Raw genomic sequence first — 23,709 nt, 5'->3', positions numbered from 1 at the left:
TTTGCGGGCACGACGCGGGCCCATTTCCGCAGGTCAGCGGGATTCTTACCGACTCCCCGGTTCAGGCCAGCCCCGCCAGGAACTGGTGCGCCCACTGGACTGCGGTGACGCCGGGCTTCACCTGGAAGGTGCGGTAGCTGCCGTGCGCTCCGGACTGCAGGAAGTTGTCGAAGGAGATGATCTGTTCCCGGGCTCGCTTGTTGCTGAGCTCGCCGACGATCTTGCCCGGCCCACCGAGGGTGAGCAGTTCGGCGACGATTGCTCCTGCCTCGGCCTGATACTGCAGGATCTGGCTGGGCGTCGGGTTGCTGGTCTCGGCCAGGTACCCGACGATGCGTGTCAGATACCAGTCGCGCGGAACGTTGCAGTAAATATCCTTGGGTTCGCAGATGGTGAAGGCGCGCGGCAGCACCCAGCCCATGCCGTCGAGCCGCGGGCCGCCGCTGCCCTCTCCGCGCACCGGTGGGCCGACGAGATTGTCCTTGCGGGAGCGGCGCGGATCGGAGATCAGCACCACCCCGGCGACCTGACCTGGTCGGATCTCGGCGCGACCGGTGCCGATCTCCGACGCCACGTCACCCGCGGCGTCGGCACCCTGGCTGTAACCGGTCAGCGCAATCCTGGTGCCCGGACAACGACGCAGCATGCTCAGGGCCAGGCCCTTGGTGTTGGCCACGGCCTGCGCCTTGGACTTGCCGTAGATCGCTCGCTCCCACGGGAACGCCGTGGCGTCGTAGCCGACGAACGACACCTTGGTGTCGGCTCCGAGCCCACTCGTGATCTCCGCCATGATGCCGGGACTGGCGCCGTTGGCCCAGGTCCCCGGAATGGCGAGCACGTAGATCTTGGGGCAGCCCGCCGGTGCGGCGGTCGCGGTCGGCATAACCGACACCGCTACCCCGGCAACCAGCGACAACACCGCGAAACAGGCGGCGACGATTCTCTTCGACATGCGGTTCACCCTCCGGCCGGCACGTGGCTGTAGTGCTCGGCGTTGCATATCGGCGAGTCTAGGACGCCGAGGCGGGTCACGAAACCCGGCATCCGATCCGGCGACGGCGACGAATACACCTGGGAAAGCGACTCCAAGCCGAAAGGAAAGCATGGTCGACGTCAGCCGCTCATTCACCGTCGAACGTCCACTCGCCGAGGTGGCCGCCTACTTGCGGGATTTCGCCAACGCGGTGGATTGGGATCCGGGCACGCAGTCGTGTGAACAGATCGGAACAGATCCGATCAGCCGCGGCACCAAGTGGCACAACGAGTCGCGGCTGTTCGGCATCTCGACAACCCTTGTCTACGAACTCACCCGCGACGACACCGACCACATCGTGTTCACCGGCACCAACAAGACCGCCACAAGCACCGAGGACCTCTCCCTGGTCAGCGTCGACGACAGGCACACCGAGGTCACCTACCACGCGCACGTCGACTTCAACGGGCTTGCGCGCCTCGCCGACCCGCTCGCGCAGCTCGGGTTCAACCGGCTGGCGCAGACGGTGCCGCCGCAGATGACGCGTGCGATCGAAAAGGCCACTCAGTGATCTCGATCTGCAGCCGAACTCCGCTGCCTGAGGCGCGACGAGCGCTGGCGAGGAGCCTCGGAGGCCCGGCGACCGTCACTATCTGGTCGACCAATTAACTTGTCTCACTGTGCGCTTCGATGCTCGCGTAGCTAGCGCTTGCCGCCAGAAACCGCAGGTGCGGCCAGAAACCGCTGGTGCGCCTCGGGTTTCTGACCAGACACGCAGTTTCTGAAATCGCGACACGCCGACCACGCGCCTCGGAGGACGGCGAAGCCGCCCTCGCGGTCAACCATCACAGAGGTCCCCGCCAAGAAACTAGGGGAAGATAACTCGTCCCCTACCCTTGGTGTCCTCCCCTAGAAAATTCTCGCGGACGACTACGAAACCCGGGGAAGAAACTCTTCCCCTAGATTTTGCGGGCAGGCTGCCAGTTCATTTGCCCTGGTCAGCGAGCCGGTCACCCAATTCTTCGAGTCAGGCAACCTCAGCGCTGCGCGACCTGCGTCGGGTAGATCGGGGCGGGCAGGTCCGAGGCACCGGTGAGGAACGCGTCGGCGGCCGCGGCGGCCGACCGTCCCTCGGCGATGGCCCACACGATCAGCGACTGACCACGGCCGGCATCACCGGCGACGAACACACCAGGCTGCCCGACGGCAGCAAAGTTGTCGTCGCGCTTGATGTTTCCGCGCTGGTCGTACTCGACGCCGAGCTTGTCCAGGAAGTCCTCGCGCTCGGGTCCGACGAAGCCCATCGCCAGCAGGACGAGGTCGCATTCGAGTTCGAAGTCCGAGCCCTCGACCTTCTCGAAGCGACCGTCGCGCATGACCACCTCGTGCGCATGGAGCGCGGTGACCTTGCCGTCGGCGCCGGTGAACTTCTCGGTGTTGACCGAGAACACCCGCTCGCCACCCTCTTCGTGGGCGGATGAGACGCGGTACATCAACGGGTAGGTCGGCCACGGGGTCGACTCTGCACGTTCCATCGGCGGACGCGGCATGATCTCGAACTGGTGCACGATCTCGGCGCCCTGGCGCAGCGAGGTGCCGAGGCAGTCCGCACCGGTGTCGCCGCCACCGATGATGACGACCTTCTTGCCCTTCGCGGTGATCTGGCCCTCGACCTCGTCGCCGAGCTGAATCCGGTTGGCCTGCGGCAGGAATTCCATCGCCTGATGGATGCCGTCGAGCTCGCGTCCGGGGATCGGCAGATCGCGACCGATGGTCGAACCGTTGGCGAGCACCACCGCGTCGAAGTCGGTGCGCAACTGCTCGACGGTCACGTCGACGCCGACGTTGACGCCGGCGCGGAAGACGGTGCCCTCGGCCTCCATCTGCTCGAGGCGACGGTCGATGTGGCGCTTCTCCATCTTGAACTCGGGGATGCCATAACGCAGCAGTCCGCCGATCCGGTCGGCGCGCTCGAAGAGCGTCACGTCGTGGCCGGCGCGGGTGAGCTGTTGCGCGGCAGCAAGTCCCGCAGGTCCCGATCCGACGACGGCCACCGAACGGCCGGTCTTCTCCGCGGGCAGCACCGGGGTCACCCAGCCGTTGTCGAAGGCGTTGTCGATGAGCTCCACCTCGACCTGCTTGATGGTCACCGGCGGCTGGTTGATACCCAGCACGCACGACGCCTCACACGGGGCCGGACACAGCCGCCCGGTGAACTCCGGGAAGTTGTTGGTCGCGTGCAGGCGCTCGATACCCTCGCGCCACCGGTCCTTGTAGACCAGGTCGTTCCACTCCGGAATGAGGTTCCCGAGCGGGCAGCCGTTGTGGCAGAACGGGATACCGCAGTCCATGCACCGGCTGGCCTGCGTCTGCAGATCCGAGTGCGCGAAGTCGGTGTAGACCTCTTTCCAGTCCAGCAGACGCAACTCCACCGGACGACGGTCCGGCAGGTCACGTTCGGGGTGCTTGAGGAATCCTCTGGGGTCAGCCACGTGCGGCCTCCATGATCGCTTCGTTCACATCTCGTCCATCCCGCTGTGCCGCCTCGATCGCCGCGAGCACTCGCTTGAAGTCACGCGGCATCACCTTGACGAATTGGCTCTGCGTGTCGTCGAAGTCCTCGAGAATCGCAGCCGCGACCGGGGATTCGGTCTCCGCGCGATGCTCGGTGATGATCGCCGACAGGAACTCGACGTCTTCGGTGTCGAGTTCCTCGATGTCCACGAGTTCGGTGTTGAGATTGTCGGCAAACTTGCCCTCGGGGTCGTACACGTAGGCCATACCGCCCGACATGCCGGCCGCGAAGTTGCGCCCGGTGTCGCCGAGCACCACCACCCGGCCACCGGTCATGTACTCACAGCCGTGATCGCCGACGCCCTCGACGACGGCCGTCACACCCGAGTTACGCACGCAGAATCGTTCGCCGACCACGCCGCGCAAGAATATCTTGCCTGCGGTGGCGCCGAATCCGATGACGTTGCCCGCGATGATGTTGTCCTCGGCGACAAAGTCTTCCGGCGCGTTGCGGGCCGGACGGACCACGATCCGCCCACCCGAGAGCCCCTTGCCGACGAAGTCGTTGGCGTCGCCCTCGAGTCGAAGCGTGATGCCCTTGGGGACAAACGCACCGAAGCTGTTGCCGGCCGAACCGGTGAAGTCGACCATGATCGTGCCGTCCGGAAGACCCTGCGCGCCATAGGTCTTGGTGACCTCGTGACCGAGCATCGTGCCGACCGTGCGGTTGACGTTGGTGATCTTGGAGCTGAACGACACCCGGGTGCCGTTGTCGATGGCCTCGCGGCTCTGCGCGATCAGCTGCTGGTCGAGCGCCTTGTCCAGGGCGTGATCCTGGACGCCGGAGCAGTACAGGTCCTGGTTCATGAACGGCGACTCGGGAGCCGACAGGATCGAACTGAGATCGAGCTTGCCCGCCTTGGCCGAACCCCAGTGCGCCAACGCCTTTCCGGTGTCGAGCGCCTCCACGTGACCCACCGCTTCCTGCAGCGTGCGGAAGCCCAGCCGAGCCAGGAGTTCGCGCACCTCCTCGGCGATGTAGAGGAAGAAGTTCTCGACGAACTCCGGCCTGCCGGTGAAACGCTCACGCAGCAGCGGATTCTGGGTGGCCACACCCACCGGACACGTGTCGAGGTGGCAGACCCGCATCATGATGCACCCGGAGACCACCAGCGGCGCCGTGGCAAAACCGAATTCCTCGGCGCCGAGCAGTGCGGCCACCACGACGTCGCGGCCGGTCTTGAGCTGACCGTCGACCTGCACCACGATGCGATCACGGAGTCCGTTGAGCAGCAACGTCTGCTGCGTCTCGGCGAGACCGATCTCCCACGGCGCACCGGCGTGCTTCATCGAGGTCAGCGGGGTCGCGCCGGTGCCACCGTCGTGACCGGAGATGAGCACGACGTCGGCGTGCGCCTTGGACACACCGGCGGCGACGGTACCGACACCGACCTCGCTGACCAGCTTCACGTGGATACGTGCGGCCGGGTTGGCGTTCTTCAGGTCGTGGATCAGCTGTGCGAGATCCTCGATCGAGTAGATGTCATGGTGCGGCGGCGGCGAGATCAGCCCGACGCCCGGTGTCGAACCGCGCACCTCGGCCACCCAGGGGTAGACCTTGTGCGGCGGAAGCTGGCCGCCCTCACCGGGTTTCGCACCCTGCGCCATCTTGATCTGGATGTCGGTGCAGTTGGAGAGGTAGTGCGAGGTGACGCCGAAGCGGCCCGACGCGACCTGCTTGATCGCGCTGCGTCGCCAGTCGCCGTTCTCGTCGTGATGGAAGCGACGCGGATCCTCGCCGCCCTCACCCGAATTCGACCGCCCACCGAGCCGGTTCATCGCGATGGCCAGGGTCTCATGCGCTTCGGCCGAGATCGAGCCGAAGCTCATGGCGCCGGTCGAGAACCGCTTGACGATCTCGCGGGCCGGCTCGACCTTGTCGATCGGGATCGGATCGCGGTCGCCGAAGTTGAAGTCGAAAAGACCACGCAGCGAAGCGATCTTGCGCGACTGATCGTCGACGAGCTTGGTGTACTCCTTGAACACCGAGTACTGCCCGGTGCGGGTGGCGTGCTGCAGCTTGAACACCGTGTCCGGGTTGAACAGGTGGTATTCCCCCTCACGCCGCCACTGGTACTCGCCGCCGACCTCGAGCTCACGATGGGCGCGCACGGTGGGTCGCTCGGAGAACGCCAGCGCGTGGCGCTTGGCGACGTCGGCAGCGACCTCGTCGAGGCCGATGCCGTCGAGCTGGCTGTTGAGACCGGTGAAGAACTCGTCGACGGTCTCCTGCCCGATGCCGATCACCTGGAACAGCTGGGCGCCGGTGTAGGAGGCGAGCGTGGAGATGCCCATCTTGCTCATCACCTTGAGCACGCCCTTGCCCGCGGCCTTGATGTAGTTGGCGCGCGCCTTCGCGAAGTCGATGTCGCCGAGCGCACCGCGCTCCACCATGTCCTCGATGGATTCGAAGGCCATGTACGGATTGACCGCGGCCGCACCGAAACCGATGAGCGCGGCCACGTGATGGACTTCGCGGCAATCGCCGGACTCCACGATGAGTCCCACGCGCGTGCGCTTGCGCTCACGCACCAGGTGGTGGTGCACAGCCGCGGTCAGCAGCAACGACGGAATGGGTGCCGACTTCTCGTCGGATTCCCGGTCGCTCAACACGATCAGGTTGACGCCGTCGTCGATCGCCGCACTCACCTTGGTGCGGATCTCGTCGAGCGCGCGGCGCAGACCGGCGCCACCCTCTTCGACCGGGTACAACCCGTGGACGTGCAGGCTCTGGAAGTCGGAGATGTCGCGACCGCTGGCGGTCTTGCAGTCCTCGATGTCGACCAGCTTGGCCAGCGCGTCGTTGTCCAGAACGGGCTCGGGAAGCACGATCTGGCGGCACGAGCCCGGGCCGGGATTCAACAGGTCGGCCTCGGCGCCGATGGTGCCACCCAGGCTGGTGACCACCTCTTCACGAATCGCGTCCAACGGCGGATTGGTGACCTGGGCGAAAAGCTGCTGGAAGTAGTCGAAGAGCATCCGCGGCCGCGCGGAGAGCACCGCGATCGGGGTGTCGGTGCCCATCGACCCGATCGCCTCGGCGCCGGTCTTGGCCATCGGCGCCACCAACAGGTTCAGCTCTTCGTTGGTGTACCCGAACACCTGCTGGCGCAACGCAACTCGCTCGTGTGCCATGTGAATGTGCGGACGCGCGGCGATGTCGTCGATCTCCACCAGACCGTCGTCGAGCCACTGGGCGTACGGCTGCTCGGCGGCGAGCTCGTCCTTGATCTCCTCGTCGTCGACGATGCGGCCGGCCGCGGTGTCCACGAGGAACATGCGGCCCGGCTGCAGACGCATCTTCTGCACTACGTCGGAGTGGTCGATGTCGAGGACGCCGACCTCCGACGCCATCACCACGAGACCATCCTTGGTGACCCAGATTCGGCTGGGGCGCAGACCATTTCGGTCGAGCACCGCACCCACCACGGTGCCGTCGGTGAAGCACACCGACGCGGGGCCGTCCCACGGCTCCATGAGCGCCGAGTGATAGCGGTAGAAGGCCTTGTGCTCGGGCTTCATCGACTCGTGCCGCTCCCACGCCTCGGGAATCATCATCAGCACGGCATGCGGCAGGCTGCGGCCACCGAGGTGGAGTAATTCGAGCGCCTCGTCGAATCGTGCGGTGTCCGATGCTCCCGGGCTACACGCAGGGAAGATCTTGGCAGCCGCATCGGGACCGAACGCGTCGGTGTTGATGAGCGCCTCGCGGGCCCGCATCCAGTTCTCGTTGCCGGTGACCGTGTTGATCTCGCCGTTGTGGGCGACCCGGCGGAACGGATGGGCCAGCGGCCACGACGGGAAGGTGTTGGTGGAGAAGCGCGAATGCACCAGGCCCAGTGCACTTTCCACCCGCGAATCCTGCAGATCCACGTAGAAATCGCGAAGCTGCGGGGTGGTCAGCATGCCCTTGTAGACAAAGGTCGCCCCGGACAGGCTCGGGAAGTAGACGGTCTCGCGGCCTGGACCGTCGGCACCGGCACCCTTGGTGCCCAGTTCGTACTGCACCCGCTTGCGCACCACGAAGGCACGCCGCTCGAGTTCCATCCGCTCGTCGTCCGACGGCTCGCCGGCGGCGATGGCGTCGGGCAGCGAGATGAACAGCTGACGGAACGTCGGCATCGCATCGCGCGCCAGAGCACCGAGCGAGGAGTCGACGGTGGGCACCTCACGCCAGCCGAGCAGGCTCAATCCCTCGGCCTCGACGATCTTCTCCACGCCGGCACATGCCTGGCGGGCGTCCTCGGCCCCCTGGGGAAGGAAGGCGATGCCGGTCGCATAGCGGCCCTCGACGGGCAACTCGAAGTCCACGACCTCGCGCAGGAAGCGGTCGGGTACCTGGATCATGATGCCCGCGCCGTCACCGGTGTTCGGTTCGGCGCCGGCGGCTCCTCGGTGTTCGAGGTTGACGAGCGCCATGATCGCCTTGTCGACGATGTCGCGGCTACGCCGTCCATACATGTCGACGACAAACGCGACACCACACGAGTCGTGCTCGTTGCGAGGGTCGTAGAGACCGACCCGGCCCGGAGCATGCTTCATAACTTCGCCTCACTTTGTGTGCCAGATGGGCACACGCATCCACGTCGTCAATGTCTGGGGGACACGCGAGTCCCGTGACCACGCGTCGAGACCTGCCCGAATCGGGGGCTGACCTGGGTAGATCCGACGGTCACATGGTGGTATCTCCCATCAGCGCCGTTGCTGATGCGGCTGCCGGCAGACGCGCACGCCGCCCGGCACCACCCTGCTTCACCCTCAGCTCACGTGCAGCCGTCTCGGCCCGCTCGCAGTCGTATGAGCATTGTCGGCCATTTTCTCACGCCGGGGGTCAACTATTGAAATCCGGCTACCACATCGAGACTGATCACGCAGGTTACACGCGGGTTGGCGCCACGTTTACGCCCGATTTCACTCCCTGGCGAACCCTGCCGGACTACTGTCTAGCGCGTGAGCGCAACGTTGCCATTGCCCAATGAGATCGAGCTGTCCCCCGACGGACCGATCCCGGGCGAAGCGCCCGTTGGTCCCCTGGGCCCGGCGGGCAGTCGTGGTTCGTCCCGCGCGAGGGCCACCAACAGTTACCTCGCCCACGTCGCCCGCCCGCTGATGTCGTCGGCCCGGGCGTCCCATCCGAGAATCACCGCGCAGATGATCCGAGCCATGCGGCCCGGGGTCAACCGGTCGCTGACGGCGCTGTGCCCGGTCCCCACCGGCACCCGCGCGGTCGAGATCCGCGAACGCTTCGACGGCGGTGAGGTCCGTGGCGAGTGGGTCACCGGCACGCATGTCGCACCTGGTCCGATCCACCCGGACCAGCGGATCATCTACTACCTGCACGGCAGCGGGTATGTCGTCTGCTCGCCACGCACCCACCGCGGTCTGGTCGCTCGGCTGAGTAACCGGACGCGCATGTCGGCGTTCTCGCTCGACTACCGACTCGGACCCGATCACCGATGGCCGACCGGTGGCGACGACGCCATCCGCGGCTACCGGTGGCTGCTGTCCCAGGGATTCCGGCCGGACCAGATCGTCATCGCCGGTGACTCCGCCGGCGGCCACCTCGCATTCGACCTGCTCGCCGCCAACCATGCGTCCGGCACCGCACAACCCGGGACGATGGTGCTGTTCTCCCCGCTCTACGACCCGACCTTCTCGCTCGCCGTCGACTTCCAGCGGGCCGGCAAGCGTGACCCCATCATCGATGCGGTCGCCGCGCAGCGAATCCTCAAGCTGTACACGCACACCGCCGACGCCGATCACCCGCGGATGCGCATTCGGTTGACCCCCGACATGGACCTGCCGAGCACGTTGATCCAGTTCGGGGGCCTCGAGGTGATGGGCGCCGACGCCCGAACCGCCCACCGTGCCCTGGTCCGCGCGGGTGCGACGTCGGTCCTGCAGGAGTGGCCCGATCAAGGCCACGTCTTCCAGATGTTTTCTCGTCTTGCGCCCGAGTCGCGGCACGCTCTCGCATCGGCCGGTCAGTTCATCAACGCGGCTCATCCCTTCTGACCTGACCGAGCGAGAGGCACATCATGTCCGACGTCGACGAACTCCTGTCCCGGCTCCCGATCGGCGACATCGCCAACCAGTTGGGAACCGATGAGGCCTCGGCGCGCGCCGCTGCCGCCCAGGCGATTCCGGCCCTGCTCACCGGACTGCAGGCCCAGACGCAGGACGAGAACTCTGCGCAACGCCTCGCCTCGGCACTGGAGCAGCACGACAACGACCTCGCCCAGGGCACCATCGACCTCGGCGATGTCGACACCGACGACGGATCGAAGATCGTCGCGAACATCTTTGGCAACCAGACCGACCAGGTGGCGGGGGCACTCTCCGAGCAGGTGCCCGCGGCGTCGGTGGACCAGGGCCTCATCAAGAAGACGCTGCCCATCCTCGCGCCGATCGTGCTGAGTTTCCTCGTCCGCAAGATCACCGGTGGGGCCGGAAACACCACCAACGGCGGCGGTGACCTGGGGTCGGTTCTCGGCGGCGCACTCGGTGGTGGAGGTGGCGCCGCCGGCGGACTCGGCAGCGTGCTCGGCGGCATCCTGGGCGGCGGTTCGGCGGGCGGCTTGGGGGATCTACTCGGATCGATCCTCGGCGGCCGGAAGTAGCGCTGCGGCAAGCGATTCCACCGAGTGATACCCGTCACAACGACGATTTCGCTCGCTCAGCGAATTCATAGGCTCTGCTCACAAACGGCAGGCCTGCACGATCACCGTGACCAGGGAGTTCATCGCCGCACCCACCGGCGCGCGCACTCACCCGACGTCGCCGACGGCGCTCCGAATGTCTGAATTCCCCTGTTCAGCGAGCATGATGGCGCTGTCCGTCGGACGAATGAAACAAGCGACCCAGTCGTACGACTGAACCTGAGTGCATGGTTAATATCCACCCATGAATTCACGCCGCATCATCGCAGCCATCGTGCTGTCCATGTCCCTCGCCCTCGGCGCGTCGCTGTTCTCGGCACCCGCCCCGGCCAAGGCCCAGGAAATCTACTGGGGCGCCATCGCCTACGACAACGACGGCGGCACTGCCGGCGCCTGGAACTATCCGAGCAGCAACTCCGCAGCTCGCGCCGTCCGGTCGCGCTGCGGCTACGACTGCGGCTACTTCACCTTCTACAACTCCTGCGGTGCGGTTGCCTACTCGAACGGCGGAACGCGCGTCGCCTGGGCGCGTGGCTACGAGAGCCCCGGCTCGGCGAAGCGCGCGGCCCTGCGCAAGCTCGGCCTCCGTGGCTACGTCGCCCGCTGGGTGTGCACCGACCGCTACTGACACCTGCCCCATCTGATCGAGAACACTGCGCCCCACCCGCACTTCGGGTGGGGCGCAGTTTCTTTGGTCAGGGCCTGGGCGGGCCGGGCTTGGAGGTGTTGATGCTCAGACGACGCCGCCGATTGGTTCGATCGGGTGACAGATAGCCGACCGGGCATATCCCTATAATCGGGCGATGAACATGCCTGCGCCGGATCCATATGGCTCGCAGCACTTCCCACCGCCGGCAGGAGCGGGCTTTCACCCCCACGCTCACCCCGGTGCCGCAAACCGATCGCAGCGCACCGTTCCACGGGGCTTCGTCGGTGTCGTTGTTGCTTCGGTCGTCTATGTACTGGCCTATCCGGCCAGCCTGGTACTGCAACTCGCCTACGGCAACGGGGAGTTCTTCCAGGGCCGCACCACACCGGTCACCCAGGCAGAAGTGATCACCACCATCTGCATCATCGGCGTCGTGACCTTTCTGCTCTGCGGTCTGCCCGCGATCCTCATCACATCGGGACCGGGAACCCGTCCGTTCGGACGGGCGCTCTCGGCGCGACTGGTGTGGATACCGGCAGTGCTCTCGCTCGGGCTCGTCGCCGCGACCGTGACACCGACCGACGAACCGCCCGACCCTGGGTTCTCATCGTCGGGTTGGTCCAGCTTCCTCACCCTCATCGCACTTCTCGTCGCCTGGATGAGCACTCGGCGCGCCAGCAAATGGGCACTGCTCGCCGCTCCGGTCGGGGGTTTGGTCGCGTTGGGGTGCACTCAAGCCATGGTCTCGGCGCTGAACGGACTCAGTGAGTCCACACGTCCCGGAAACATCTACGAGCAGCTCGACGCCACTCTCTCCGGGACCGAAACCCCTTACGGCGGAATCTTCTTCATCGTCCTGTTCAGCCGCGTTGGTGTGGTTGCCGCTCTTGTCGGCGCAGCCTGGCTGGGTTTCGGAATCGACCGCCTGGTCACGTCGGTCACCAAGCATCCACTGTCCCAGGAGCCGGTCAGCATGTGGGACAACGTCTCCGCCGAACGGTGGCGCGCTCTGCTCGCCGCGGCGAGCGCTCTGAGCGTGGCTCTTCTGATCCCGGCCACAGCGGCCATGGGCTCGGGTAACTGGCAGAAAATGCATGTGGCGTCGGGCGTGCTCGGCATCGTGGTGTGCACCTTGCTCGCGGTCGGCATCAGTTCCGCGGCGCCACAGGAACGTCGCCCTCTCGCGCTGGGCGCGGTCGCCGCGATGACTGTATTCGCGGTGGTGATAGGAGTTTTCGCCATACTGGAGGCACGCGGCGGGACGAGTGCGTGGCCGGCGACGTTGTGTCGGCACCTGTTCCTTGCGGCGTGTGCGGCCGGCTTCATCGTTGTTCTCGCCAAGAGCCTGTGGGCACTGCTCGCCACGCCACTCGTCTTCGCTGCTCCCTGGTCCGGCCTGCCGGATACGCCGCCGGCCGTGTACTCGGATGCCGCCGGCACGATCGCGATCGACGCATTTCTGCTCGCCGCCACTGTCGCCCTGGGGCTGGGGCTTTCGTGGGTCGCCGGGTATGTGCGGGCGCATCCGGAGATGTTCGCCTCCGCGGGCGTGGGTCCTACCCCACCCCCGCCGCTGTATGGACCGCCGCCGTATGCACCGCCCCCCTACGGTCCGCCCCAATCCAGACCGTTCGCGCCACAATCCGGGCCATTCGCGCCGCCGTCCAGGGGGTTCGCTCCGCAACCGCCCCCCGCTCCGGCGTGGCCCACCCCGCAACCGGGGCCGAGCGCTCCCCACCCGTCCGGTCCGCTACCGCCACAGCATGCGGAGCCCCGCACCGAGATCGTGCCCCGGCCCTACAAGTAAAGGTGCTTGCCACTACTCCAGGGGATCAGGCTTCGGCCTGTTGATGCTCAGACGACGCCCCCGCGTCCGGCCGCTCTCGGAGCCGAACCCCTGCACATCGGCCTCGGACGCGAGCCGGCGGTCGAGACTGGTCGGCCACTCTCGTTCGACCTGCTCGTCGAGCGCCTGCAGTCGCTCGATCAGTGGGGCGTCCTGCACGTCGGGGCATTGCGCGATGAGGTTTTCGAAGAGCGCACGGAGCCGGCGCTCGACCTGTGCCGAACCCGCCCCGTACTGCCGGATCTGATCGGTTCCGATGGCGACACAATCTGCCCAGCTGCGACGGTAGCCCCGGATCATCGACAGCGAGCCGGACTGTTGATCAGCGAAGACTCGCGGCGCCAACATCAGTAGGAGATTCTCGATGTGATCGAGCGCCTGCACCGCGCGACTGGGATCGTTGATGGCCGGCGACAGTGCCTTGAGCGCAACGTCGGTGATCGCCTGCAGTGCCGCGGCCGGACTCACCTCAGGCAAGTGGGTGTCACCGAACAGCAGGCAGGTGAGCAGTTGATGCGGATGCACCCGGCGACGATCGCCGAACACCTCGAAGACCCCGGCATTGTTCGGGACGAAGTCGCCGATCCCGATCAGCAAGTCCACCTGGACATCCCACCGAATTGCCAGCCGCTGGATACGCGCGAGATCGATGGCGAGCAGCACCCTGCCACGCGTGGGAATGTCCCGCAGGGTGACGATCATTCCCGGCTCTGTGTCGGTGACCCGATCGTCGTCGGAACCAATGCGCGCAACGGTTCGCTCCATGTCGACAGGCATCTCGTCGGGATACAGCCTGCGGATGGCGCCGCGTCCCTCGGTTTCCACCCAGCGCAGCAGTTGCGACGAATTCAGGATGCTGCCGACCTTGCCGATCAGGATGATGAACATGTACACGCTCAGCAGCGTCATTCCCAGTGCGACACCCGTCGAGATCCCGGGCCCGCCTTCGGCACCCGTGGCCAGGTCGAGCGCGATGATCAGCGTGAACGCGAAGGTCGACAGGAACACCCCGATCGACCACCGCATCACCGGATCCTGCTGGAACATCGGGATCACCCGGACCGAGATCTGCGACGCCCCGAACTGCATCGCCAGGGTGACCGCGGTGAACACCAGGCCGGTGAGTGTGGCCATCGCACCGGCGATCACGCCGAGCAGGGTTGCTGTCGTCCCGACGTCGAGCTCGCGGAGTTCGAGGTCGTCGTCGACCAGCGCGGCAATCACGGCCACGACGATCGAGACCGACACCATGGTGACCGGCAGACGCCACGGCGGCCGGCGCTCCAGATGCCTCCGCGTCCGGCGCCATCGGATGGCCGACGCGACCCGGTTGGGCGCGCGCCGCGGATGCTGCGGGTTCGGCGGCACGACGACGGGTTCGGCGGGTGCTTCCGGAATCCCGAACCGTCCGGCCAGCGCTTCCTGCACCACCACCTTCCACCGGATCAGCGGTTGCCGGTACCGCCGCTCACGTGCCCGCGACTTGGCCATCTTTCCCGGGTGATCGACGTAACGCCAACGTGCCCAGGGGGATTGAGGCCGTGCGACCCGGATGGCGCCGACGATCAGCAGCGGTGAGATGAACAGGCCGAGGAAACCGGTCCAGAGTTTGCCCTTGAACAGGGTGATGATCGCCAGCAGTCCGACGATGGCGACCAGGACGATCACCGCGATCTTCTCCCCGACTGTCGGGGCGTTCTGCACATCGGCGACATCGGCAAACCCCACCGGCCGGAATCCCACCAGGAACAGCAGCACGAACGCGATGGCGACGAACACCGCGTCGACCGACGCGCGCCCCTCCTCCTCCCAGTACACGTCACGCAGGTGGAGGAGCAGTGCGAACTCGTCGAGCACCAGGGCAGAGCCGATCCCGAACACCACGGCCAAGACGCAATCCGCCACGGGGGTATGGAAGTTGGACAGCACGACGAAGGAGAAGCCGGAGATCAGCATCAGCATCACACCGAAGAACTCGTGATGCATGTGCAGGCCACCGGGTGTGACGTTGCCCGGCCACCAACTCACCTCGGCACGGATCATCCGGACGCTCAACCGGATGAACAGGAACGTCAGGACAAACGCGATGAGCAGAAAGAACAGCGGCAATCGCCCGTTGTCGACGATGTCGCGCGCGAACCACTCCGCCATCACAGAAGGCTATCCCTGCATGTCCCCCGATCGGGGGAAGTCCCGTTCATCCGATCCATCAGATGGTTGGCGGAATCCGCCCGGAACCGATCCACGGCAAAGTTCTCGGTGTCAGGCAAGACCACAGGAGAACCCCGCCGCACACCGAGGAGAAACCCATGAACACCACCACCCGCCGCATCACCGCAGCCGCCGCCGGAGTCGCCGGAATCGCCGCCGTCGGAGCAGGATTCGCCGGTATCGCGAATGCCGGCACCCTGCCGGTCACGCACCCCGGCGAGCCGACCATCGCGATGACGATCACCAACCACACCAACAAGACCGAGCATCTGCTCAGCACCGGCACGAGCGGCAACGGGGTCGTCGTCAGCGGAGCCCGCCAGACACTGGCACCGGGCGCCAGCGAGACCATCTCCGTCGTCGCACCGCACGGCACCAAGCTCGCCGCGACCGTCGCCTACCGCATCGGCGTCGGCGGGCCGACCGCCACCTACGAGGTGCTGAACTCGCAGGCCAACACCAACACCGGGACCACCGGTGTGTCGGGTGCGAGCGCCGGCCAGTACCGGATCAACCACAACTTCACCAGCCACTACCCGAACACCAACGTCGGCTTCGACCTCTGGTGAGGACGAACAATCCGGGCCCGTGACCGAGAGGTCGCGGGCCCGGCGCGTCGTCGGATGACATGATCGACGGGTGAGCACAATCGTCTTCGTCCACGCCCACCCCGACGACGAGGGAACGGGCACCGCGGGCACCATGATTCGCGCTGCGCGGGAGGGACATCGGGTGGTCGTCGTCTACTGCACCGACGGCGATCCGGGCGATGACCCAGGTGATCTGGCCCCTGGCGAAACAGTGGCGATTCGACGCCGCGGCGAGGCGGAGGCGTCGGCGGCCATCACCGGTACCGCGCGGGTGGAATGGCTCGGCTACGGCGACTCGGGCATGACGGGATGGTCGCAGAACGGTGCCGACGGAGTGTTCTCACGCGCCGACCTCGGCGAAGCGGCACGCCGCCTGGCCGACCTGCTCGACGAGGAAGATGCCGACGTCGTCGTCGGCTACGACTGGCACGGCGGCTACGGCCACCCCGATCATGTCATGTTGCACAAGGCCACTCGCGCAGCTGTCGACCTGGCGGCCAGAACGCCGCGCTACCTCGAGGTCACGATGAACCGCGATCTCATGCGTCAATTGTTCACGCTTGCAACCGAGATGGGCATGGAAGGGTTCGACCCGGACACCCGCGGCGACGACGGGAACCCGATCGGAACCCCCGAGGCGGAACTGCACTGGGCCGTCGACCTCGGCGACGATGTGTACACCAAACGCGAGGCGCTGGCGTGTCATGCCAGCCAGAGCGACGTGAAGCAGCTCCTGGAACTGCCGATCGAGATGTTCCCGTTTGCCTTTGGTACCGAGCACTACATCGAACCCGGCCGGCCCGACGGCATGGTTCGAGCCTGGTGGCTCGACCATCCGTCGGTCAGCTGACCTCCGCGCCGCGCCGCGGCGGGCACGCCTCGAGCCAGGTGTTCTCCTCCTCGTTGAACACACGCGAGCGTGCGAGGAACCGAACCCCTTCGGGCGCTTCGAGACTGAATCCCGCGCCGCGCCCCTTGACGACGTCGATGATCATCTGGGTGTGCTTCCACAGCTCGAACTGGTCGCCGTTGATCCAGACCCGCACCGCCGGAATGGGTTCCGGGAGTTCGATCTCGCCGACCAACACATCACGTTGTCCGACACGGTATTCCCCGACCGGATAGCACATCGGGGCCGAGCCGTCACAGCACCCACCGGACTGGTGGATCATGAGTCCGCCGTGCAGCTCCGACAATTTCGTCAGGAGCTGCACGGCGGCGTCTGTGGCGACCACCCGATCAACTGCTTGCTGTTCGGTGGTCATGTCTTACACCTCTTTGGCTTAGAAGAAGACCCCGATCCGAACGAAGTTCCGGATCAGAAGAATCCTTTCGCGTTCTGAGCGTATCCAACGAGGAGGTTCTTCGTCTGCTGGTAGTGCTCGAGCATCATCAGGTGGGTCTCGCGGCCGATACCCGACTGCTTGTACCCACCGAAGGCGGCGTGTGCCGGGTAGTCGTGGTAGGTGTTGGTCCACACGCGGCCGGCCTGGATCTCGCGGCCCGCACGGTAGGCGGTCGCACCGTCGCGGCTCCACACACCGGCACCGAGTCCGTAGAGGGTGTCGTTGGCGATGTGGATGGCGTCGGCGTAGTCCTTGAAGGTCGTGACCGCCAGCACCGGGCCGAAGATCTCCTCCTGGAAGATGCGCATCTTGTTGTGGCCGTCGAACACGGTCGGCTTGATGTAGTAGCCGCCGGAGAGGTCGCCGCCCAGGTCGGCGGGTTCGCCGCCGATGAGGACCTTGGCGCCCTCTTCCTTGCCGATGGCCAGGTAGGAGCTGATCTTCTCGAACTGGTCGTTCGACGCCTGCGCACCCATCATGGTGTCGGTGTCGAGTGGGTTGCCCTGCTTGATCTGGCTGACCCGGTCGACGGCCTTGCCGATGAAGTCGTCGTAGATGTTCTCCTGGATGAGCGCACGGCTCGGGCAGGTGCAGACCTCGCCCTGGTTGAGCGCGAACATCGAGAAGCCTTCGAGCGCGCGGTCGAGGAAGCCGTCGTCGGCGCTCATCACGTCGTCGAAGAAGATGTTGGGGCTCTTGCCACCGAGTTCCAGGGTGACCGGGATGAGGTTCTCCGAGGCGTACTGCATGATCAGGCGGCCGGTGGTGGTCTCACCGGTGAAGGCGATCTTGCGGATGCGGTTGCTCGACGCCAGCGGCTTGCCGGCCTCCACGCCGAAGCCGTTGACGACGTTGAGCACGCCGGCCGGCAGCAGGTCGCTGATCAGGCTCATCAAGTACAGGATCGACGCCGGGGTCTGCTCGGCAGGCTTGAGCACCACCGCGTTGCCCGCGGCAAGCGCAGGTGCGAGCTTCCAGACCGCCATCAGGATCGGGAAGTTCCACGGGATGATCTGACCGACCACACCGAGGGGCTCATGGAAGTGGTAGGCGACGGTGTCCTCGTCGACCTCCGAGATCGAACCCTCCTGGGCGCGCAGCGCACCGGCAAAGTAGCGGAAGTGGTCGATGGCCAGCGGGATGTCGGCGGCCAGGGTCTCGCGGACCGCCTTGCCGTTGTCCCAGGTCTCGGCGACGGCCAGCTTCTCGAGGTTCTCCTCCATGCGGTCGGCGATGCGCAGCAAGACCAGCGAACGCTCGGCCACCGGCACCTTGCCCCACTGCGGCGCGGCCTTGTGTGCGGCGTCCAGCGCGAGGTCGATGTCCTCGGCGGTCGAGCGCGCGATCTCGCAGAAGACCTTGCCGTCCACTGGCGACGGATTCTCGAAGTACTGGCCCTTGACCGGTGCGGTCCACTGGCCGCCGATCCAGTTGTCGTAGCGCGACTCGTAGCTCATGACCGAGCCTTCGGCTCCCGGCTTTGCGTAGACAGTCATGTGGTGTAACTCCTCGATGTCGGCCTCGCTGGGCGAGGACGTTGTGGTTGTCACATGAGCCACTGAGTGGTCTGCATGTGATCTGTTGCACAGAGTAGGAGTGCCTTGGTTGCACGTGCGTTGCAGCGGTTGCAACGTGGCATCTGCGCTGATCACAGCCCTCCGACCTCGTCGGAAATCTGCACCTGGAAGCCCCGTGAGCTGCACAGTGCACCTGACGGCCCTCCCACGTACAGACATCCGACGGCGCTCAGCCGGCAATCTTCCGTCGCCCGTTGCGCCGACGTGGACCCCGATGCATCCCAAGTCGCGCCAGGATCTGAAGCTGTTCGAGCGTCTTCGGCCACTGATGGACCACCTGTTTGTAAGTCAGATGCTGCGGGATGTAGCCGAGCGCCGTCACCTTCAGGTCGCGAGCCCGGTCGCTTTCGTAGTTGTCCTCACCGGTGTGATGCGCTCGCGAATCGATCTCGAGCGCCAGCACCTCGCCGACGAGCAGGTCGACGCGGATGTCTGGTGCAATCCAGACCTGCGGGCGCACAGAGAAGCCCGCGCCGATGAATCGTTGCGCCGCGATGGTCTCGGTCCCCGACTCGGGTTTGTCGTCGGCATGGCGGACGATGTCGGTGAGGTAGGCCGGCCCACCTTTGAACAGCTTCACCATCGCGGCGCGTCTCATGAGCTTCTTGTTCAGGATTGACTCGCACAGGACGCGAAAACCCAGTTCGTCGACGCAATGTGGTGAGTACAGCAGCGCGGTCGCGACGTCGTCGACGGCGCCCACCGCGGCGACGTCACGCCCGTAGCGACGACACGCGTCGTCGGCCTTGATCTGCCCATGCCGGGTCACCCGGAAATGGCAGTCACGTGGATGCTCGGGTACCCACACCCCGTGCTTGCCGAGTGCAGTCAGACAGGACGCCACGCCACCGGAGCGAACAGCTTTCACCACAACGGGATCCGCGTCGCGCGTCGCGTACCAGCCGTGCCGTATCCGTGTCAGGAATCCGATTGCCATCGCTTCCCGAATCTCCCGTTCGGTGTTGCCGCACCTGATGAGCTGAGCGGTCGAGACGACGCCGCCGAACGTCTCGATCAGTTTCTCGAATTCCATGCGCGGCAGCATCGACGCCCGAAGGGCCCCGTGCGACCAGCCCAGCCCGGGCACCGCCGAATCTGTGGAGACCGTCCCAACTGTGGACAGCTCGCCTCGTCGGAAACCTGTACCTGGGAGCCTCGCCAATTGCACTGTGCACCCGACGGACCTCCCACGTACAGATTTCCGCGGGTCGAGCTAGAGGCCGTACCGCTTGTCGAGCAGCCGGATGCGTCCACCGGCGACCGCGCGGTCGGGATGTCCGACGGGGAGCCGATGCTCCAGGCGCCGCCAGGCAGCGAGGTCGTCGCGACCATGGATGGACGACGTCCACTTCCGCAGCGCCCCGACATTCCCTTCGGCGATCACCCGCGAACGCACGTCTTCGCGCAGTTCTTCGAAGATCTCGACGATGCCGGGCGCCGCCGATTCCACCAGCAGACCGCCACGGCCGAGTTCGTCGATCACCGACTCGAGTTCGCCTCCCGACGCGACCCGCGCGCGGATGTCGCCGACGTCCGACGACAACTCTGCCGTCAGCCGATACGGTCGCGAACCCACCACGTCGTCGCCGAGATCGCGACGCAGACGGGAGATCTCGGCGCGCACGGTGACCGGGTCGATGCCGTCCTCGGCCAGCTTCAGCGCCAGTTGCTCGGTGTTGAGCCCCTCGGGAAATGCCTGCAGCAGAACAAGAATCTCGGCGTGCCTGCGGGACAATGTCCTCGACGACGCGCCGGCGCGCTGCCACCGATATCCCTGGTCCGTCAGCACCGTGAGACGCGCGCCCTCGATCGTCTCGACAAAAGTATTGGGGTCTGCCAGATCAACTGCCTTGGACTGTAATTCACGCTCCACAGCGGCGACCACCGACCGCACCGCCGCCAATGCGAAAGGCGCTGCCACCTCCCGGCCTCCGGTCACGTCGATCACGCCCATCACGTGGCCGGTCAGCGGATCGTGCACCGGGGCGGCCGCGCAACTCCACTCCTGTACAGCCCCGGAGAAATGCTCCGGTCCGACGACCTGCACGCCGCGGTCGACGGCCAGCGCCAGCCCAGGCGCGTTGGTGCCGACCACCTCTTCGCTCCACACCGAACCCTCGACGAAGTTGATGTGGCTGGCCTTGTCGCGCGCACCCGTCTCGCCCTCGACCCACAGCAGCCGTCCCACCTGATCGGTCAGCGCCACCACGACACCCGAGTCGGCGATCGCGTCGACCATCAACGACTGTACGAGCGGTCGAACGGCGGTGATGGGGTGCGCTGCACGGTACTCGGTGAATTCGGACTCGCTCATCGTCGGCGTCGACGACTTGTCGGGATCGGCCTCACCAGGGTCGACACCGCGGTTGAGGGAACGCGCCCACGACTCTCGCACCACCGACCGGACGGAGTCCTCGGGCGGGGTGATACCCGACAGGAAATTCTCGTACGCCTGACGGATCCGGGAGGCCACGGCGGCTGCGTCGCTCATTCATCCTCCGTCGATTGCCTCATAGGGTTCCGATTCTGCCGTGCCAAGTGTGACCTCGGCAACATTCCCCCGACGGAGTCGCTCGCGCGTGCTCGAGTCCAGAGTAGCCCGCATGCCCGTTTCGGGGCGTGTCGGTCGAAGGTGAGACATACCCTCCCACCTGGAGTGACGATCGACAGAGTCACTTACTTGTGGTGTGTCTCGGAAAATACGTGACCAGTCTCCGGCGTTGGAGACACACCACTAGGCTTCCGTGGATGAAGCGTGTACTGATGTCGGTCGCCGTCGCGGTGCTCGCGCTCATCGGCCTGGCGATCCCGTTGATCGACGTCGACGACGACGCCGGTTCGGGAGTCGACCCCGTCAGCATCACCGAGTACCGCGCCGAATACCGCGTCGCCGCCGACGGCAGGCTCACCGCCCGCGAGACGATCACCGCGGACTTCCCGGCATCCCGGCACGGGATCTTCCGGTTCTGGGACGTCACCGATTCAGCCGACTCGCATGTTCGCTACATCCCCGAGAACATCACTGTCGCGCTCGACGACGGTTCGGTGCCGGTGGACTTCAGCTGGGAATCGGGAAAGCGGTTCCGCGTCGCCAAGATCGGGGATCCGGACAGGTATCTCACGCCCGGCATCCACACCTATGTGATCACCTACGAGATCGCCGGAGCGATCGCACCGAGCAGCGCCGAGGACATGACGGCAGGGAGTTGGAGCGGCGGCGACACGTCTCGGTTCTTGTGGCGCGTCGTGCCCGACGGCTGGCGGATGGCCATCGCCCGATCGGAGACCGTCGTCGACCTCCCGGAGGCACCGCTGGCCACCGCGTGCCGCACGAGGGACGGCACGGCCTGCACCATCACGAGATCCGGCCCGACGCAGTTCACGGTGACCACCGGCGCGCTCCACCCCAACACCGGGGTGACCTTCCGCGCCGACCTGCCGTCGGCCGCACCGGAGCGAGACGCCACCGCATGGCCCGTGTTCTTCGACCCCATCCTGGGCAGATCGCTGTGGGTGGCCATCGTGCTGGCGCTGCTGTCGCTATTGACCTTCGGGATCGGCGTCGCGTGGGTGCTGCGCAGCCGCGAGTCGACGCCGCTTCTGCCGGTGATGTACGAGCCACCCACCGATCCGCAGCGGCCCGGTGGGTACCTCGGTCCGGTGCAGTCGTATTTCGTCACGCGCGAGCGGATGCCGAAACGGGCACTCGTCGCGACGTTGCTCTACCTGGCGGATCGTGGATACGTCCGCCTCGACCGCGACGGCACCGAGTGGACGGTCACCTCCCTCGTCGACAGCAGTGCGTGGCAACAGATCGACGCGCCTTCTCGGGCGGCAGCGGGGGCGCTGTACCTGACGGGAGAAGCCGGACGTAGTTTCACCACCGACGGCTCGGTCGACGCCGGCGAGAAGCTGCAGGCGGCCACCGGGGCGCTGGCGTCCGCGACGTCGAAGTGGGCGGCGGAGAGCGGCGCCATCAACACCAGCAGATTCGAATGGACCGGTCGCGCACTGGTCGCGCTGGCACTCGTGGTGGCCGCGGTGCTGTTCTTCTTCCAATGGTTGCCGTTCTCGCTGATCGTCGCGCCCATCGCCGCCTTCGCCATCGGCGGCGCAGGACTGTACGCGGCAGGCGTCGGAACGCGACGCACCTTGCTCGGACGTGACATCTGGTCCCGCGCAGGCGGATTCGAGCGTCTGATCTCGACGACGTCGAATCAGGAACGTCTCGACTTCAGCGCCCGGCGTGAGCTCTACACCGACTACATCCCCTATGCCGTCGCCTTCGATTGCGCCGATGCGTGGGCCAAGAAGTACCGGATCGCGACGGGCTCCGAACCTCCGGTACCGGTGTGGTTCGTTCCCACCTCGAGCAGCACCACGCACGGGTTCTTCGGCGACGCGGGCGGTTTCGACAGTTTCGAGTCCAGCCTGTCGTCGTCGTTGTCGGCCTATTCGGCCACTCAGTCGTCGTCCTCCTCGGGCGGTGGTGGCGGCGGTTTCTCCGGCGGCGGTGGCGGTGGTGGCGGGGGTTCCTGGTGACCGGAGATCATGGAAGCACTTACGCGAAAGGCATGTGAAGAATGACCGCAATCATCCTGATCGTTATCATCGTGGTGATCGTCGTACTCCTGGCCGTGTTCGCCATGGTCGGTTTCAACAAGCTGCGCCGCGCCGACATCGCGGCGCAGGAAGCGCTCGGCGGCATCGACGTCGCGCTGACCCGGCGCGCCGACCTGATCCCGAACCTCGTCAACACCGTGAAGGGGTACGCGGCCCACGAGCGCGGCGTCTTCGAGGAGGTCACGGCCGCACGAGCCGGGGTCGCCCAGGCCGCACAGAACGGGACTGTCGAACAGAAGGCCGCTGCCGACGGCGCACTCGGCCAGGCGCTCGGCCGACTCTTCGCCGTCGCCGAGAACTACCCCGACCTCAAGGCGTCGTCGAACTTCATCCAGCTGCAGAACGAGCTGTCGGACACCGAGAACAAGCTGTCCTTCGCCCGGCAGTTCTACAACGACGCCGTCGCCCGCCTGAACAGCCTGGTGCAGACCATTCCGTGGATGCTCTTCACCGGGATCGCGAAGGTCGGCAACCGCGACTTCTACCGGGCACCCGAGGGCCAGCAGGCTCCGCCGCAGGTCCAGTTCTGAACTCTCTCAGGTGAATCGGGCGGTGAACTCGCGCGGCGTCAGGCCGGTGACCGTGCGGAAGTCCCGCACCAGGTGCGCCTCGTCGGCGTAGCCGAGTTCGGCGGCGAGGGTGGCCAGCGTGCCGTCGGCCG

18 protein-coding genes are annotated in these 23,709 nt (G+C 66.1%); 9 read left to right on the top strand and 9 right to left on the bottom strand.

Annotated elements, in window-relative coordinates; all coding sequences use genetic code 11:
* Positions 1 to 61: 61 nt before the first annotated feature.
* A complete protein-coding gene (locus ABZW74_RS17765) occupies positions 62 to 883 on the bottom strand; it encodes a cutinase family protein (protein ID WP_240857472.1) in 822 nt (273 codons plus the stop codon).
* Positions 884 to 1,103: 220 nt separating this feature from the next.
* On the opposite strand from ABZW74_RS17765, the gene ABZW74_RS17760 reads away from it, so the two are divergent.
* Entirely contained in the window at positions 1,104 to 1,544 is a 441-nt protein-coding gene (locus tag ABZW74_RS17760; RefSeq protein WP_240857405.1) for an SRPBCC family protein, read from the top strand.
* A 466-nt stretch (positions 1,545 to 2,010) separates the two neighbouring features.
* Here the strand turns inward: ABZW74_RS17760 and ABZW74_RS17755 are convergent, their stop codons facing one another.
* Both ABZW74_RS17755 and gltB read right to left on the bottom strand, forming a co-directional pair.
* Positions 2,011 to 3,465, bottom strand: coding sequence for a glutamate synthase subunit beta (locus tag ABZW74_RS17755; RefSeq protein WP_355278012.1), 1,455 nt, complete (start codon positions 3,463 to 3,465; stop codon positions 2,011 to 2,013).
* Positions 3,458 to 8,089 carry a glutamate synthase large subunit gene (gltB, locus tag ABZW74_RS17750; protein ID WP_355278009.1) on the bottom strand — a complete coding sequence of 1,544 codons (4,632 nt, stop codon included), beginning with the start codon at positions 8,087 to 8,089 and terminating at the stop codon, positions 3,458 to 3,460. The genes ABZW74_RS17755 and gltB overlap by 8 nt, the downstream gene beginning before the upstream one ends.
* Before the next feature lie 462 nt (positions 8,090 to 8,551).
* On the opposite strand from gltB, the gene ABZW74_RS17745 reads away from it, so the two are divergent.
* The 4 genes from ABZW74_RS17745 to ABZW74_RS17730 all read left to right on the top strand — a co-directional run bounded on the left by ABZW74_RS17745 (position 8,552) and on the right by ABZW74_RS17730 (position 12,662).
* Positions 8,552 to 9,562, top strand: coding sequence for an alpha/beta hydrolase (locus ABZW74_RS17745; RefSeq protein ID WP_355278027.1), 1,011 nt, complete (start codon positions 8,552 to 8,554; stop codon positions 9,560 to 9,562).
* A gap of 23 nt (positions 9,563 to 9,585) precedes the next feature.
* Positions 9,586 to 10,167, top strand: a complete 582-nt coding sequence (locus tag ABZW74_RS17740; protein ID WP_355278007.1) for a DUF937 domain-containing protein — start codon at positions 9,586 to 9,588, stop codon at positions 10,165 to 10,167.
* Between the two features lie 283 nt (positions 10,168 to 10,450).
* The gene (locus ABZW74_RS17735) at positions 10,451 to 10,834 is read left to right on the top strand and encodes a DUF4189 domain-containing protein (protein ID WP_240857409.1); all 384 of its coding nucleotides are present in this window, start codon (positions 10,451 to 10,453) and stop codon (positions 10,832 to 10,834) included.
* Between the two features lie 175 nt (positions 10,835 to 11,009).
* Positions 11,010 to 12,662, top strand: coding sequence for a hypothetical protein (locus ABZW74_RS17730; protein WP_355278004.1), 1,653 nt, complete (start codon positions 11,010 to 11,012; stop codon positions 12,660 to 12,662).
* 12 nt (positions 12,663 to 12,674) lie between these two features.
* On the opposite strand, the gene ABZW74_RS17725 is transcribed toward ABZW74_RS17730, so the two are convergent.
* Positions 12,675 to 14,852: a DUF2254 domain-containing protein gene (locus ABZW74_RS17725; RefSeq protein WP_355278001.1), complete on the bottom strand. Its 2,178-nt coding sequence runs from the start codon at positions 14,850 to 14,852 to the stop codon at positions 12,675 to 12,677.
* 158 nt (positions 14,853 to 15,010) lie between these two features.
* Here ABZW74_RS17725 and ABZW74_RS17720 point away from each other — a divergent pair, with 158 nt between their 5' ends.
* Positions 15,011 to 15,481 (top strand): hypothetical protein, encoded by a 471-nt coding sequence (locus ABZW74_RS17720; RefSeq protein WP_240857412.1) that lies wholly within the window; start codon positions 15,011 to 15,013, stop codon positions 15,479 to 15,481.
* A gap of 70 nt (positions 15,482 to 15,551) precedes the next feature.
* Positions 15,552 to 16,352, top strand: a complete 801-nt coding sequence (locus tag ABZW74_RS17715; protein WP_355277998.1) for a PIG-L family deacetylase — start codon at positions 15,552 to 15,554, stop codon at positions 16,350 to 16,352.
* Here ABZW74_RS17715 and ABZW74_RS17710 read toward each other — a convergent pair.
* The 4 genes from ABZW74_RS17710 to ABZW74_RS17695 form a co-directional block, all read right to left on the bottom strand.
* Positions 16,345 to 16,767, bottom strand: a complete 423-nt coding sequence (locus tag ABZW74_RS17710) for a DUF779 domain-containing protein (protein ID WP_240857414.1) — start codon at positions 16,765 to 16,767, stop codon at positions 16,345 to 16,347. The genes ABZW74_RS17715 and ABZW74_RS17710 overlap by 8 nt on opposite strands.
* Positions 16,768 to 16,820: 53 nt before the next feature.
* Positions 16,821 to 18,344 carry an aldehyde dehydrogenase gene (adh, locus tag ABZW74_RS17705; protein WP_240857415.1) on the bottom strand — a complete coding sequence of 508 codons (1,524 nt, stop codon included), beginning with the start codon at positions 18,342 to 18,344 and terminating at the stop codon, positions 16,821 to 16,823.
* A 250-nt stretch (positions 18,345 to 18,594) separates the two neighbouring features.
* On the bottom strand, positions 18,595 to 19,458 hold the full coding sequence (locus tag ABZW74_RS17700; RefSeq protein WP_355277995.1) for a hypothetical protein: 864 nt from the start codon (positions 19,456 to 19,458) through the stop codon (positions 18,595 to 18,597).
* A gap of 180 nt (positions 19,459 to 19,638) precedes the next feature.
* Positions 19,639 to 20,916 (bottom strand): GAF domain-containing protein, encoded by a 1,278-nt coding sequence (locus ABZW74_RS17695; RefSeq protein ID WP_355277992.1) that lies wholly within the window; start codon positions 20,914 to 20,916, stop codon positions 19,639 to 19,641.
* 257 nt (positions 20,917 to 21,173) lie between these two features.
* On the opposite strand from ABZW74_RS17695, the gene ABZW74_RS17690 reads away from it, so the two are divergent.
* Positions 21,174 to 22,967: a DUF2207 domain-containing protein gene (locus tag ABZW74_RS17690; RefSeq protein ID WP_355277989.1), complete on the top strand. Its 1,794-nt coding sequence runs from the start codon at positions 21,174 to 21,176 to the stop codon at positions 22,965 to 22,967.
* A gap of 41 nt (positions 22,968 to 23,008) precedes the next feature.
* Positions 23,009 to 23,578: a LemA family protein gene (locus ABZW74_RS17685; protein WP_355277986.1), complete on the top strand. Its 570-nt coding sequence runs from the start codon at positions 23,009 to 23,011 to the stop codon at positions 23,576 to 23,578.
* Between the two features lie 6 nt (positions 23,579 to 23,584).
* Here ABZW74_RS17685 and ABZW74_RS17680 read toward each other — a convergent pair.
* On the bottom strand, positions 23,585 to 23,709 hold a 125-nt coding region (locus ABZW74_RS17680; RefSeq protein WP_355278025.1), incomplete at its 5' end, for an AraC family transcriptional regulator.

This window comes from Gordonia sp. NPDC003585 (assembly GCF_040610755.1).
Classification (GTDB): Bacteria; Actinomycetota; Actinomycetes; order Mycobacteriales; family Mycobacteriaceae; genus Gordonia.
Note: the sequence above shows the minus strand (reverse complement) of the source record. Positions and strands in the feature narration are given on the sequence as shown.

Coding starts and splice junctions, on each gene's coding strand:
- ABZW74_RS17765 (WP_240857472.1), bottom strand. CDS start 883: ATGCCGACCGCGACCGCCGCACCGGCGGGCTGCCCCAAGATCTACGTG.
- ABZW74_RS17760 (WP_240857405.1), top strand. CDS start 1,104: ATGGTCGACGTCAGCCGCTCATTCACCGTCGAACGTCCACTCGCCGAG.
- gltB (WP_355278009.1), bottom strand. CDS start 8,089: ATGAAGCATGCTCCGGGCCGGGTCGGTCTCTACGACCCTCGCAACGAG.
- ABZW74_RS17740 (WP_355278007.1), top strand. CDS start 9,586: ATGTCCGACGTCGACGAACTCCTGTCCCGGCTCCCGATCGGCGACATC.
- ABZW74_RS17735 (WP_240857409.1), top strand. CDS start 10,451: ATGAATTCACGCCGCATCATCGCAGCCATCGTGCTGTCCATGTCCCTC.
- ABZW74_RS17730 (WP_355278004.1), top strand. CDS start 11,010: ATGAACATGCCTGCGCCGGATCCATATGGCTCGCAGCACTTCCCACCG.
- ABZW74_RS17725 (WP_355278001.1), bottom strand. CDS start 14,852: ATGGCGGAGTGGTTCGCGCGCGACATCGTCGACAACGGGCGATTGCCG.
- ABZW74_RS17720 (WP_240857412.1), top strand. CDS start 15,011: ATGAACACCACCACCCGCCGCATCACCGCAGCCGCCGCCGGAGTCGCC.
- ABZW74_RS17710 (WP_240857414.1), bottom strand. CDS start 16,767: ATGACCACCGAACAGCAAGCAGTTGATCGGGTGGTCGCCACAGACGCC.
- adh (WP_240857415.1), bottom strand. CDS start 18,344: ATGACTGTCTACGCAAAGCCGGGAGCCGAAGGCTCGGTCATGAGCTAC.
- ABZW74_RS17700 (WP_355277995.1), bottom strand. CDS start 19,458: ATGGAATTCGAGAAACTGATCGAGACGTTCGGCGGCGTCGTCTCGACC.
- ABZW74_RS17695 (WP_355277992.1), bottom strand. CDS start 20,916: ATGAGCGACGCAGCCGCCGTGGCCTCCCGGATCCGTCAGGCGTACGAG.
- ABZW74_RS17690 (WP_355277989.1), top strand. CDS start 21,174: ATGAAGCGTGTACTGATGTCGGTCGCCGTCGCGGTGCTCGCGCTCATC.
- ABZW74_RS17685 (WP_355277986.1), top strand. CDS start 23,009: ATGACCGCAATCATCCTGATCGTTATCATCGTGGTGATCGTCGTACTC.